The organism is Pseudomonas sp. PDM21 (assembly GCF_014852505.2).
In the GTDB taxonomy this organism is placed as follows: domain Bacteria; phylum Pseudomonadota; class Gammaproteobacteria; order Pseudomonadales; family Pseudomonadaceae; genus Pseudomonas.
Map to the genome: position 1 here is coordinate 1,651,518 of NZ_CM181223.1, position 13,338 is coordinate 1,664,855.

The window sequence follows — 13,338 nt, forward strand, 5'->3', positions numbered from 1 at the left end:
TCAATCGGAGGGAGCAACTCATTCCACGATCCTGCCGAAGAGGTTCTGGAACATGACCTGGTCCCGCCCGTCCGTGAGGTCATACAGCGAGTAGTCGTGATTGAGCCTTGCGCCGCCGTCGCGGGTCAGTGGGTCCCAGGTCAGGTTGGCACGGCGCATGGTGGAACTGCTCATCAGTTCATCGAAGGGGATCGACACGTACATGCCCTTGTCGAAACTGCCTTCCCCGTAGGCTTCCTTGTCGGCGGTCGTCAGCGTGACCCAGGCGCCGAAGCGCACGCCGTTGCTGAACTGGCGGGACATATCGAGGGTGCCGCCCCAGTCGCGCGCCAGGTAGCGGCCGGCGCTGACGGTGGCCAGGATGTCCTGGAAACCGGTCTGCCAGTAGAGGGTGACGAAGCCAGTCGCCACCTGATAGTCGCGCAGACCGAAATGCTGGTCGAACTCGCGTTGGCGCACCAGATCTAGGTTGGCGCCCAGTGCCCAGTCTTCACCCAACGGCCGGTACAGCAGTTCGCCACCGACACCGGCGAACATGCTTTCCAGGTAGCCGCCGTAGACCATGGCGTAGAGATCCTGGTCGAGCCGTGCGGTCTTATTCAGCTGGAAGCTTTGCAGCATGACGTTGGAGGTCGTCATGTATTGGCGAATGTCGGTGCGTACGCGCGGCAGGTTGCTGGGAGCGTCGTAGGTGAAGTTGTCGAAGTTGTTGAACAGATTGACGCTGAGCAGGCCGTTCGCCCATAGGCTGGATGTGAAGCGGTACTCGCTGTCGAGGTCGGTGGTGATCTGATAGAGAAGAAAGTCGTTGGGACCGCCGATGCTCTGGTTATAGCCCAGGCCAACGTTGTAGGTGAGTGGGGCGGGTTTCTGCTGATAGAGCATCTGCTCCTGCTGTGGCAGTGGGGTGTTCTGCTCGGTAGTGCGGCGCAGGTCTTCCAGTGGTCGTTCCTGGTTGGCCACATCCTCGAACATCCGGCGCGGTACGCTGGTTTCGACGACAGGCTGGCCGTAGCGCGTATCGACGACGGTGAACCATCGGACATCGTCGCTGGTGCTGTTGTCGAGAATACGCGCCGCACGCCCGACCGCTTCGGGCGTGTAGAGGTAGCGGGTCTGTTCGCCGTAGACCACGACTTCGCGGTTCTTCCGGGTAATGCGATCCACCTTGTAACCGGCGTTTGCTTCCAGACGGCGGGAGACGTCGGCCCAGTCAGTCGCTTCGGTTGGTTTCTGACCAACCCGCTGTATCAAGGCTTCGGGAGCGGGATCGTTCACCTTAGCCGGCGCGGTACGGGTGGTGAAGTTGGTGTGCAGGGTAATGCCGAACATAGCAGTGTTGCCGCGCTCGAACGCAGCAGTCAGGTCGATAGCATCGGTGGCCTTGAAGACCATGCCGATGTTGAAGGGCGAGCTCTGCTTCTGGTTGTCGTCCAGCGGTTCATGCTGATAGTCGTTGCCGTCGTACTCGAGCTTGAAGGACAGCGGCTTCCAGGGCGTCTGCCAGTGGATGCCGCCGAAGAGAGCGGGGCGGCCGCGGAAGTAGGAATTCGAATTTACCGAGCCCGCGGAATCGACCGTGCCCGTTGGCGCGGGGCGGCTCCTGAATCGGTCGTCAATCCAGCCCAGTGGATTATTCAACTCGCCACGGTTCCCTATGTAGCCCCAGGCTAGTCCCAGGCTGAAATCCAGATCGCCGACGCGTTTGCTGCCGACCAAATATTCACTGGAGAACAGCCCCGTTCCGCCGATGTCCCTGCCACCCAAAGCTATTTCCGGTGCCCAGCGATTTTCCTGAAGCAGACGGAATTTGACGTCGAAGGCCTTGTCCTTGTAGCTCTGGTCGCCACTGAAGTCGTTCGCGCCGTACTGGCGGTTGCTGATCGACGTATAGCGGAAAGTGCCCTCCATCCAATCGAAAGGTTGCAGCGAGAAGCTGTAGCGCGAGTACGGATCGGTACGGTTGGCGTTGATGCTGATTTCGCCTGCTGGCGCCATGCGCGCGGTCGGCGTCTGTAGCAGGCCTACTCCGCCGAAATCGTTCTGGGTGTAGCGTGGCTCGGCACCTGCCAGGCTCGCGCCCGCCAGCAGCAGGCAGAGTCCGTGACGGCAGTTCATGGCAACTCCATGGATAACGGCTGAGTAGCGATGAACCTGGCCAGTTCACTGTTCAGGTCAGCGGCGATCGCATCCACTCGTGTGGCATCCAGGGGGATCAGCAGGATGGCGCCAGGGGCTGGAGGAGCGGTTTCCTCGCGATTCCACAGAGCTCTGCCCAGGCGGGAAACCTGCCCGTCGGGCTGGATCAGATAGAGGTAGTCCGGGTCGGCCTCCGCCAGGGCGGGGCACTGTTGCGCATACCGGTAGGCCTGTTGCAGCGGGGCGAATGGGAGTTTGCAGTCGTTCGACACCGCGCCGGTGACACGAATGCTGTCCGGCCGCGGCGGGAATATCAGTCGGTCGCCGCCCTGAAGCTTGGGGGAGTGCAGGGCGTTCAGTTCGACAGCCAAGGGATCGAGCCGGTACAAGCGTCGTCCGGTGATCGGAAGTCGGCTCACCTGCTCATTCAGTCGCTGGGCTGCGGCGGCAAGCCCTGGCTCGTTCTGAAGCATTGCGAGACGTTCGATCTGGATCAGGTCGAACAGGACGCCTGCCTTCAGGCGTTGTTGGCCCTGCTTCAAGCTGTCGCTTTGCCAGGACGCGCCAAGCCAGTAGCCCAGCGGGTCGACGCGCAACTGGCTTATCAGATCGCCCAGGCGCAGGCCTTCAGCAATTTCCTTTTCCCCGGGAGCGGGCACCGCCCCCAGCACTTCTATGCGGGTACTGGCAAGCAGCGTGTTGCCGAGAACAAGACCCAGCAGCAGACAGCCGATTGGCGCAAGCTTCATGGTTGCCCCCGCAGTGGCCGCAGCTGGGTGAGGGTGACGCTCAGGATTGGCGTGACCTGCTGGCGGCTCTGCATGACGAAGCCGTCTTGCGGGTCGACCCAGTAGTGGTTGGTCGAAGACATGCCCGCGATCGGAGATTTCAGGACTTCATCGATGCGCAGCAGGGTGTAGTCCCGCTCGAGGATGCGGACCGTCTCGATGCCGGCTGGGTGGAAAGCCCCGCTGAGGGGGATGTCGAACTGCATGCTCGAAGCGAGGTCGATCCAGCGATGACTCGGCTGCCCGTCTGCAACGCGCTGCAACTCACGAGGGAAGGGCGAGCCCGCGGCCAAACGTGTCCCCAGGAGATCATTCGGGAAACCGAGAGTGCGTACGATGACGCCATCCTCCAGTAGCAATAGCTGGTTGGAGTTGGCCCGCCAGTACTGCAGCTTGCCCTGCACGCGCACCAGCGCCATCACCGCCGAGCCAAACTCGGTGGTGACCTGGATCTGGTAGTAGGGGAGGGAGTCGACCTGAGCCTGCGTGACTTCCAGACCAGCAGGGCGGTGCAGACTGGCGCCCAATGTATCGAGGGAGCCCTGCATCAATGGGTTGCAGGCGCTCACTGAAGCAGCCGATGCGGCGAGCATGATCAGACGAAGGGCAGTCATGGCGCCGGATCAGTTGTTGTTGAGGTTGCGCTGTACGGTTGAGCCGGTGCCGACCATGCCGGCGGAGGGCACCAGTTGGCTGATCAGCCGGTTCCAGCGGGTGACCCCTGCCGGGCCAACGTACACAACATCCTGAGGCCGCAGCTGGAACTGCTGGGCGAGGATGAACGCGGTCGGAGAGTTTGCGTCGAGCTGGAACACCGTGGCGCGCTCGGTTTCCAGGTTCTCCACGCCACGAATGACATAGACGGCCTTGCCGTTGGCGGTGGTCTGGTTCAGGCCGCCGACGCTGCCCAGAGCATCGGCCAGGTTCATCTCGCGGGTCTTGAAGGTCAGGGCGCGTGGTGCGTTGACCTCGCCCATCAGATAGACCTTCTTGCGGTCGTTGTAGGGCAGGTAGATGCGATCACCGTCCTTCAGGTACAGGTTGTACAGGTCTGAACCCAGTGCGGTATTGAGAGCATCCAGGTTCAGGCGATAAATCTGCTGGCTGCGCTGCAGCGTCAGCCCGGAGAGGTCCGCGTTGGCCGTGTCCAGTTCGGCGGCTCCGATTGCCTCCATCAATGTCAGGGGCGTTGCGGTAATGGGTTGCTGTCCTGCCTTCAAGAAAGCGCCATTGAGCACCACGCGCTGGCTGGCATAGCGCATCACGGCAATGTCGACCTGCGGTTGCTCGATGTAATCGGCCAGCGCCTCGCTGATGTGGTGGCGAACTTCCTCGATCGTCCGGCCTCCCACCTTGATCTGTCCAACATAGGGATAGAACAGCGTGCCGTCGGGGCGCACCAGGCGGCCGTTGGCGTCGATCTGCTGTTGCTGCCCGGCTGGCGAGGTCAGCTCCGGATGGTCCCACACGGTGATGTAGAGCAGGTCACCGGCACCTATTCGATAGCTTTCCGGCGCATAAGCCAGCAGTTCGGGTGGAACCTGCTCATGCTGCTGCGTTGCGGCCTCCACGATGAGCAGCTTCGGCGTGATCTGCACCAGTTGGATACGGCTGGATTCGGCCGAATCCTCCTGCATCAATCGCCCTGTAGCCAGATTCTGGCCAGGGGAAAACATGCACCCCTGAAGCACGAGGGCGGACAGGACAGCAACAGACAGTGAACGGATCATGGAAGGCTACACGGGAGAGATGAAGAGGATGACGCGGGAACCTTTCAGCGTCGGTATTCCTGGCTCGGGTGGGGGCGGTCAGGAGGCTGCGCAGGTTAGCAATGGGACTTGGAGGCGGATGTAGGAAAAGGATGGCGAGGTGCGACAGGGAATTCTTTAACTGAGGGCGCTTATGACTAGTAGGCGTTCTGGTGCACGAACCCCTTGAACAGGGTCAGGAAGACAATCTTCAGGTCCCACCAGAGTGACCAGTTATTGATGTAGGCGAGGTCGAACTCGACCCGCTTCTGCATCTTCTCCAGGGTATCCGTCTCGCCGCGCCAGCCGTTGACCTGGGCCCATCCGGTGATGCCCGGTTTGACTTTGTGGCGCAGCATGTAGCTGCTGATCTGCCCGCGATATTCCTCGTTGTGGGCTATCGCATGAGGGCGCGGGCCCACGATGGACATATCGCCCAAGAGCACGTTGATGAACTGCGGAAGCTCGTCCAGAGAGGTGCGGCGCAGGAAGGCTCCAACCGGGGTGATGCGGCTATCGTTGCGCGTCGCTTGAGTTACCGTTGCCCCGTTTTCCATCACCCGCATACTGCGGAACTTCCAGACTTCGATGGAGCAGCCGTCGATGCCGTAGCGCTTCTGCCTGAAGAGCACCGGTCCGGCCGAGGTGAGCTTCACCGCCGCAGAGATCAACAACATGGGGAGGGCAATCAGGCACAGAATGAGCGAGGAAAGTGCTATGTCTTCCAGGCGTTTCACCCACGCACCGACGCCGACCATGGGGCTGTCGAAGATGCTGATGGTGGGGATGCCATCGATGTTCTGCGTACGGGCGTGGAGCAGGTTGAAGATGAATACATCAGGGATGATATGCACAGACGCCGTTGTGTCGCTTAACTGCTGAACCAACCACTTAATGCGGGACTCACTACGCATCGGCAAGGTGATGTAGATCCTGTCCAGTTCACCTGAGCGTGCCCTTTCGACGAGATCTTCCAACACGCCTGATACAGGCAACTTCACTTTTCGATATCCGAGGCCGACTGGCTCCAACCGCGTGTCATCGTAAAAACCGACGAGTTCAAGTCCCATCCATGGCGCATTGGCAATACTGGATCCCAGGCGTTTCCCTAGCGTACCTGCGCCAGCGATGGCAACCGAGCGAGTATTGAAGCCGCGGCGACGCAGGGCGTGCAACGCAAGGCGCAGTAGAACGCGGTATCCACTAAGCCCTCCCAGCACGAGAGAAAACCACTGAAATTGGCCAGCGGCATCAAGGAGCGTGAACCTGGGGACGAGGTAATCGATCAAGACGACACCGGTGACGCTTATCGTCCAGACACTGCAAACCCTACGTAGTTCTGTCTGTGTTCTTTCTCCCCGCCATGAGGTATACAACTGGGCGAAGTCGCTGAGCAGATAGAAGATGACCAGGGATGACAAAGTAGCAATAGCCGAGGCGTAGTCCCACGGCGTGCCATTGGAAGTGAGCACGACAGTCATACCTAAGAAGATTACCATCAGGTCCAGTAGCCTCTGCAAAACTGAAATACTGGCCTGATGCGGGCGTAAAATTCCTCTATCTCGTCTGTTCATTATCAGATCCGAAATTTACTAATTAGGATTGAATGTCGAGTTCAATTGCGCGAAGCAGTCGGTCTCGATTGGTGCGGTCAATGACATCTGAATGAGAGCTTCGAGTGCCTATGAATCTTTTTAGAAAATCAATGGTTAACTCGGAAACGTCCCAGATTATCCGGCAGATATGCTCTTGCTCAAGCCATCTTGCTGTATCGGCCTGATGCGAGTTTCGATGCTCGTGGAGTAGATGGTCTCGCGGAACTATCAGCAGGGGGATATTTCGTTCCTTGGCGGACAGCAACGTCCCCATGCCGGCGTGCGATATAATAAGGTCGCAGTCTTTAAGTGCTAGATCGTATTCCTCTTCATCTAGAAATGACTTGGTCTGAATAGTATTGTAGGGCTCAGGGTCATTACCTACTTGCGCTGAAAAATAAAAGCTCGCTCCCTGAGGTGAGGAGGCTAGTTCATCGATACGTTTAATCAACCTGGGGAAGGGGAGTTGTGTTCCAACTGTCACAAAGATCTTCATAGTATTCGTCCGCTATAAAATACTAACTTCCCATCGCACAGGTGAGGCCATTGACTGTACGTTTTGCTGCAAATGTGCTTCGCAAGTCTTCCGGATAAGGAAAGTTTGGTGACGTTGGCGATCGAGTCAATCCAGATCGACTTTACTCCGAGAATTCTTGCAGCAAGGCAGACTGCCAAGCCTGGCAGGGCGCCAGTTGAAATTACGGCTGTAGTTGGAGTGTTGCTCTTCAGTATCCGGACACCATGGGCCAGTGTTCTAAGAAAGGCAAAGGGAGAGAATCCGGAAAAGTCAGGGATGAGATAGAAACTTCCGTCAGCTGAGTTCTTGCTGGATGTCGATATTCTTATTGTCGAGTAGTCCTTGCTAAGATTTTCCGTTATTTTTAACAGTTGAATCCAGTGGCCACCGTTGCTGGCGACTAAAGCTATCTTCTTCACGCTTGTGTTTCCATTTTGTGAGCGAGCACGAGCCCAGATAAAACAAACCTATTCCCAGCGAGTAGGGCGAGAAACCTTCCTCTTGAAAGATGCTGTTTGCGAGTACGCAGATAACAAAGAGTGAAATCATTCGTTCCGACGTGTCTCTTGATGTGATTCCAGCAGTGGCAAGCGATAAGTAGAATAGGTAGATTAAAATTGAGAAGATTCCGAACTGCCCGATCAGAACTCCCAGCCCTGTATCGCTGAACCCTACTTCGTCGCTGCCGCTAGCAATGGAGCTCTGAACGCCCGCTGAGCCAAGGCCTCGTCCGAACAGGACGCTGGGTAGTTGTCCGATAGCCCAAAGAAGCTTCACCATATGTGGATTGCCTGAAGATAGCCCCAAGGAAAAGGTTGTGGCCACGTATGTTGTGAGTAGAAGAATGAGTGAAGTTATGAATATGCGGTTTTCATGCTTCCCTTTATGCGGGATCCAGTAGAGGAGCACGCAGATGAACCAAGTCAGTAATGGTCCTTTGGTCCCCAGGATAGCTATTCCTAACATCAAGACTATTGGAGTTATTACCTTGCCTTTCGAGATCAGGAGAAGTGAGCAGAATGAGAGGAGATAACCAAGGGAGATCGGATGTAGCAACGTGCCCAAGGGTCTCAGCATGCTTATGTTCTTGAGGAGTTCAGAATTGAATAGATATCGTGTATTTCGTTGTACCAACTGCTCAGCAGACAAGGGGAATGGCAAGCCAAGCTTTAAGGAGATGTACTGGTGTGCGCCGGTTATCTCGTAGACAAGATCTGGGAAGGATACTTCGAATGCTATGAATATTACTGAAATTACCCCAAATGATACGAAGGTCTGGAATATATCATCTTTTTTAACGCCAAGGCTGATGGTGATTCGCCCCGTCAGATAGAGAGCCAGCGGATAGAGAAGCATCCTTAGGCTGATGGTTGCTGATGATATATCTACTTTGAGTAGTGCGGTCGCATAGCAGAAAAATATTGAAAGGATGTATAGTAAAAATCTTTTTGAAGGAATTAGTAGCTTGGGGCGAGCGGCAGAAAGGTAGATGAGTGCGGTTACGCACAGAATGAAATCCAGGCCTTGGTTTATTGTGAGTGATATTTTGGTGAGTTCGTTTTCGAAATGGTAGGACAGAGAAGATGTAAGTATGTTCTTGAATAACAGTAGTCCGATCAGGAGAAATATAAGGAGTGGTTTATAGTTTCTGTCTAGGGTGCTGATGAGCAGAGCTGCCAGTAAAGTAGCAAGTCCAAGGCGAAAGTCAAAGAACGAGAAGAATATGATGAATGTCGCCGAGACAAAACTGAGCAGGAGTTTTGAGTTGCGCATTAATAATATTGTTTGGCTGCTGTAGCGTGAGCGTCGGCGAGGTGGGTGCAGATAGTCTTGCTAGGGAAGATTTTCGTGCTCGAGTGTTCGCGGTGCATGACCTCTATATCCGGAGCATAGAGGGTCTTTAGTTTGCTTTCTTGGACTTTGTGGCCGAGGTAGTTCTCTTCGCAAAACAGGAAGTTGCTCATCGATAGAGAAACTTTTCTGCTGAAGAAGGTTCTCGTAAATATAACAAATGATCCGTGGCCGGCGTAAATATCCCTAGGTGAAGTGGATGTCGCCCTGATGCGCCCGGTACTGAGTGATTTTCTAACTTTGCTCATTAGTAATCGGTAGATTCCAGTTGCTAAAGATGACTTGAAAAGTATGGAGAAAAATATAACTTTTATTCTTGGTGGCTTTTTGGAGAGATAAGGGTTTTGTTCATGGCTACTTAGCTTTGAAACAATCCTTGGTGCAATGATGGCATAGGTGTCAGATTTTTTGGGGGCGAGGCTTGTCGATAATTTATTTGAGTCAAATTCGATGTCGGGATTGCTCAGGCAGATGAAATCGTAGTCTTCGACTGCAATGTCGTCATGTGTTAAGGCGTAACGAAATCCGCCCAAGTATCCAAGGTTCTGGGCGCATGAGGAGAAAAGGATGTTGATGTTCAGGTTTAGTCTCTTGGCGGCTTCTTGGAATATTTTCTTGTTTTCGCTAGTGCAGATTTTTGAATCGTTATCATGAAATATCAGGGTGGTGTTTTCTTGATTGGGAAAGTTTGAGAAATTTTCAAGAAATAACACTGAGTCCTCAATGGAGTTAAAGTTTACCAGGCAAATAAGAATGCGCGGGTGATTATTCATGGCTATTCGCTTGTATGTAGTTTTTCAAGGTGGTCTCAATCAATTTCTTTTGTTCCGTAAGTTCAGCTTTTCCTGTGATTTTGTGGCCAGTTGACGTGAGGCCCAGGAACGCATCCGAGAAATCGAGTGAGGCAACGGATTTGAAGTCGTTTTCCAACATCCAGGTTTCGAGGAATGAGCCCAGTTTCCTGACTTTTCTAGTATTGATTCCACAAACTTTAACTCCATAGGAGTAGGCAGTTATGGCTCCGTGAAGACTGGTTCCTATATATCCTTTGGACATTGCCAGTGACGCCATGATGTCGAGGATGTGTGGACTGTTCTGGAAATAGACGCTTGGGTTCTTTTCACGTATACGTTTGAATATTTCAAATAAGACAATATGGTCTTCATGCCCGGTAGCTCTGCCAATTGGAAGCAGAAGAATTGCTTTTCCCGACGTTTCCTGGATGAAAATTAACTGTCGGACGATGTTGTCTATTTCCGATTGGATATAACGATTTGCGGCCTGAAATACGAAGTAGTTATCTTCCGGGAAAAGCTGTGACTTCTCTATTTTGGATTTCCAGTTGCGCTCTTTCAGTTCTCTCAAGTCGAAGTGGTTTGACATGATCAGTGCCGTGTCAGGTATTAGCTTGCAGTTGACTCCGGCGCTTATTAGGTTGGATTGTGTTAACTTGTCGCGTACAGTAACCTCGTCGGACTGCTTGAGGTCGCACGCAATTTTTAGGAGTTGGTGTTTGTTCCTAGGGTTGGAGAAATTTGCCCCACCGACGGCTGTGTAGAAAATTTTTGCCGAGGTTGCAGATCGTGGGATTATGTAGGGGAAATCGTTTTTTTGGCCTGTAATGCGTTGGATTATCTTGTTCGAAAGCTTAGTTCCAATGGCAAGTTTTAATGCCCTGAGGGTGTTGTAGGTTGTACTGCTTGAGATGTGTCCTGTCATTGTAATCCAGTCGGTCGGCAACACCTCGCCGCCACTGATTATTATTCGGTCTTCTGCTTCTTGTTGTGATGATAAAAGGCTTCGTATGGAACTGTTGCTGACGCCGCCATACTGTTCTGAAGAATACTCTCGCACGGAGTAGTAGCGTACTTCAGCGCTTGGGCATGACCGCCTAATAAATCGGGTATGTATGATCGGGAAGAGGATGTCGCCGTAGTTATGCCTGTCAAAGGCCCTAGGATGTGGTAGGTGGTCATTTTTGAAGTGGTCCTGTGGGGTTGCCTATTGGCCAGATAATATTTTTCTTTATTTTTCTGAGGCGCATCAGGTCTCTATCTGTCCAATCCAGAAGAATATTGACTGTTAAGGCGCATACTAAGGTGGAGGCTGCAGCTCCGGATAATCCAAAGCTCGGGATTAGAACGAGGTTCAGCATGACTTTCAGCAGGGCGCCTATGCCTGATCGTATTACTATCTTCTTCTCCATGTGCTCAATGCTCAAGTAGCGAGCCGTAACGGAACCAATGGCAGTAAATACGGATGCCGCCATCAGAAGCTTGAATGGCATCGCGGCGTTTGAGTATTCATTCCCAAAAGCCAGTTTGATTATGGAGTCGGCGAACAGGATGGAAATGGCTGAAATACAGATGCTTCCCCAGGTAACTACCCTGAAAAGTTGAGTAAGTCGTTTTGTGTATTTTTCAGGATCTCCTGTTTTAAGTCTTGTAATTGCCGGTATCAAAGAGATGCTTAGTGCAAAAGGAAAAACTACCCATGCCTCATATAACTTGGCTGCGCTTGAGTAAACTCCCAATGCGTCGAGCCCCATAAGTCCACGGATCATGAATTGATCGATTCGCGTGTACAAAAGTGCAGCGATTGAGGCGAGGACCATAGGTAGGGAACTGCGCAGTAACCTATTTGCGGTTTCCTTGCTGAAGCAGGAAAGCAATCTCAGGCTTGAGGAGTTTCGGAAGAGGATGAGCAAAAAAGCGGAGAGTAGCGCCTGGTCAAAGAGAATTGACAAAATAAAGAAGTGGGTGGGAGTTTTTCAGTGTATCAGGGCTAATTTTATTGCTGAAGATATTAATAGGGTAAGGGTCTTGCAGATTGTTGATGTTCGTGTTTTAAGTTGTGATTGGTTATAAAAGTCTATGATGGAGAGTGAGGATAGTATGGGTGCCAATGATATTGTAAGAATGAAAATTTTGAGTTCTTTAGAGTCCTCGAGAAGATATAGTGCAGTTGTTGATAGCGCGCAAATCAGTGTTCCTGAGCACAGCACAAGAATATAGGCGGTGCTCAGCAGGGAGTCTTTTTGGTTGGGGGTTGATACTAGTTCTCTTACTAGGATTGAGTCCATTCCGAGACGCGACAACGTAATGCAGATCGTTGCGATGGAAAGGCAGTAGTTATATATCCCAAAGTCATTCGGTCCAAGATAGCGGGCTGTGTAGATTCCGACCAGTATTCCTGCCAGAAGCCTGAGCACTTGATCCAGTAGTGCCCAGGCCGAGTTGGATATCAATGTGGTAGTTAGCCGGGTTCTCATTATGGTGTGATGCCTACTGAACGGAGTGCGGCGCGTTATTTTCTTCCTATGGATACATATGAGATTCCAAGTTTTTCTAGTTCTGTTTTGCAGTAAATATTTCTGCCGTCAAATATTGCTGGGGTCGACAGCTTGCTTGTTATCTTCTCAAAGTCCGGTGCTTTGAATTCGGGCCACTCTGTGATGACTATGAGTGCATCTGCCCCTTTCAGGGTTGCGTATTTGTCTTCGCAAAGTACTAGGTTTTTATCGTCTCGGTAAATTCGGCGGGCCTCGTTCATTGCTTCAGGATCATAAGCTCGTACGGAGGCGCCTGCTGCCCAGAGTGCCTCGATAAGAATACGACTTGGCGCTTCGCGCATGTCATCTGTGTTGGGTTTGAAAGAGAGCCCCCATAGCGCAAATGTTCGGCCGCTTATTTGGCCGTTAAAGAATTCGTGTATTTTTCTGAAGACTACTTTTTTCTGTTCTTTGTTTCTTTTTTCAACCGACTTAAGTATGCCGGCGTCAAAGTCCAGTGATTCGGCAGTGCGAATCAGGGCTTGTACATCCTTCGGGAAACAGGAACCTCCATAGCCGGCGCCTGGGTAAATAAACTGGTAGCCGATTCTCGGGTCAGATCCTATTCCGTGCCGTACCATCTCGATATCAGCACCGAGTAGTTCAGAAAGCCCTGCAATTTCGTTCATGAAACTGATTTTTGTGGCCAGTAGGCAGTTGGCTGCATATTTAGTCAGTTCTGCACTGCGCACATCCATGGCGACTATCTTTTCATGGTTTCGATTGAAGGGGGCGTAGAGTTCCCGCATTATCGATTCTGACGCCGAGCAGGATGTGCCGATAACGATGCGGTCCGGGCGCATGCAGTCCGTAACGGCAGAGCCCTCTTTCAGGAATTCCGGGTTGGAAATCACATCGAAATCAAGATTGTGCTTCTCTCGCCGGTTGAGCTCTGCCTGAACGACCTGCCTGACTTTGTCCGCCGTTCCTACGGGGACCGTCGACTTGTTTACGATAATCTTCGACGTTGACATGTGGCTTGCGATGCTTTTCGCAACAGCTAGCACATATTTAAGGTCAGCAGATCCATCCTCATCCGGCGGTGTTCCAACGGCAATGAACTGGATGCCACCGTGATCTACACCTTCCTGTTGGTTTGCGGTGAATTTGAGGTTGCCTTTTTGGAAGTTATTCTTTACGAGGCATTCCAAGCCGGGTTCGTAGATTGGAATATGTCCTTCTTTCAAATCACTTACTTTGCTTTCATCGATGTCCACACAGAGCACATCATGGCCTACCTCTGCCAGTACCGCTCCCTGAACAAGACCAACATAGCCTACCCCATATATGGTTACTTTCATTTGCTGTCTCTTGATATCGGTGAATAATTTTAAAGTGAGTAAGTACGCTGGATCGCTGGCTTGATCTG

Annotated in this window: 11 protein-coding genes and 1 pseudogene; all 12 read right to left on the minus strand. The window is 52.6% G+C overall.

The window, feature by feature from the left end; translation table 11 throughout:
• Positions 1–18 precede the first annotated feature (18 nt).
• The 12 genes and pseudogenes from IB275_RS07855 to IB275_RS07910 all read right to left on the minus strand — a co-directional run bounded on the left by IB275_RS07855 (position 19) and on the right by IB275_RS07910 (position 13,270).
• Positions 19–2,118, minus strand: coding sequence for a YjbH domain-containing protein (locus IB275_RS07855; protein WP_192289408.1), 2,100 nt, complete (start codon positions 2,116–2,118; stop codon positions 19–21).
• Positions 2,115–2,888: a capsule biosynthesis GfcC family protein gene (locus IB275_RS07860; protein ID WP_192289406.1), complete on the minus strand. Its 774-nt coding sequence runs from the start codon at positions 2,886–2,888 to the stop codon at positions 2,115–2,117. Before IB275_RS07860 ends, IB275_RS07855 begins: the two co-directional genes overlap by 4 nt.
• Positions 2,885–3,541, minus strand: coding sequence for a YjbF family lipoprotein (locus IB275_RS07865; RefSeq protein ID WP_192289404.1), 657 nt, complete (start codon positions 3,539–3,541; stop codon positions 2,885–2,887). The genes IB275_RS07860 and IB275_RS07865 overlap by 4 nt, the downstream gene beginning before the upstream one ends.
• Positions 3,542–3,550: 9 nt before the next feature.
• Positions 3,551–4,657: a polysaccharide biosynthesis/export family protein gene (locus IB275_RS07870; protein ID WP_192289402.1), complete on the minus strand. Its 1,107-nt coding sequence runs from the start codon at positions 4,655–4,657 to the stop codon at positions 3,551–3,553.
• A gap of 176 nt (positions 4,658–4,833) precedes the next feature.
• On the minus strand, positions 4,834–6,249 hold the full coding sequence (locus IB275_RS07875) for an undecaprenyl-phosphate glucose phosphotransferase (protein WP_192289400.1): 1,416 nt from the start codon (positions 6,247–6,249) through the stop codon (positions 4,834–4,836).
• A gap of 22 nt (positions 6,250–6,271) precedes the next feature.
• Positions 6,272–6,766: a glycosyltransferase gene (locus tag IB275_RS07880; RefSeq protein WP_192289398.1), complete on the minus strand. Its 495-nt coding sequence runs from the start codon at positions 6,764–6,766 to the stop codon at positions 6,272–6,274.
• Complete coding sequence (locus IB275_RS07885) at positions 6,763–7,206, minus strand: oligosaccharide biosynthesis protein Alg14 (RefSeq protein WP_192289396.1); 444 nt, start codon at positions 7,204–7,206, stop codon at positions 6,763–6,765. Before IB275_RS07885 ends, IB275_RS07880 begins: the two co-directional genes overlap by 4 nt.
• Positions 7,133–8,560, minus strand: a complete 1,428-nt coding sequence (locus IB275_RS07890; RefSeq protein ID WP_192289395.1) for a hypothetical protein — start codon at positions 8,558–8,560, stop codon at positions 7,133–7,135. The genes IB275_RS07885 and IB275_RS07890 overlap by 74 nt, the downstream gene beginning before the upstream one ends.
• On the minus strand, positions 8,560–9,411 hold the full coding sequence (locus tag IB275_RS07895; protein ID WP_192289393.1) for a glycosyltransferase family 2 protein: 852 nt from the start codon (positions 9,409–9,411) through the stop codon (positions 8,560–8,562). Before IB275_RS07895 ends, IB275_RS07890 begins: the two co-directional genes overlap by 1 nt.
• Positions 9,404–10,564: a polysaccharide pyruvyl transferase family protein gene (locus IB275_RS07900; protein WP_192290625.1), complete on the minus strand. Its 1,161-nt coding sequence runs from the start codon at positions 10,562–10,564 to the stop codon at positions 9,404–9,406. Before IB275_RS07900 ends, IB275_RS07895 begins: the two co-directional genes overlap by 8 nt.
• A gap of 46 nt (positions 10,565–10,610) precedes the next feature.
• Positions 10,611–11,909, minus strand: a pseudogene (locus IB275_RS07905) (flippase).
• Positions 11,910–11,944: 35 nt separating this feature from the next.
• Positions 11,945–13,270, minus strand: a complete 1,326-nt coding sequence (locus IB275_RS07910) for a UDP-glucose dehydrogenase family protein (protein WP_192289387.1) — start codon at positions 13,268–13,270, stop codon at positions 11,945–11,947.
• Positions 13,271–13,338 lie beyond the last annotated feature (68 nt).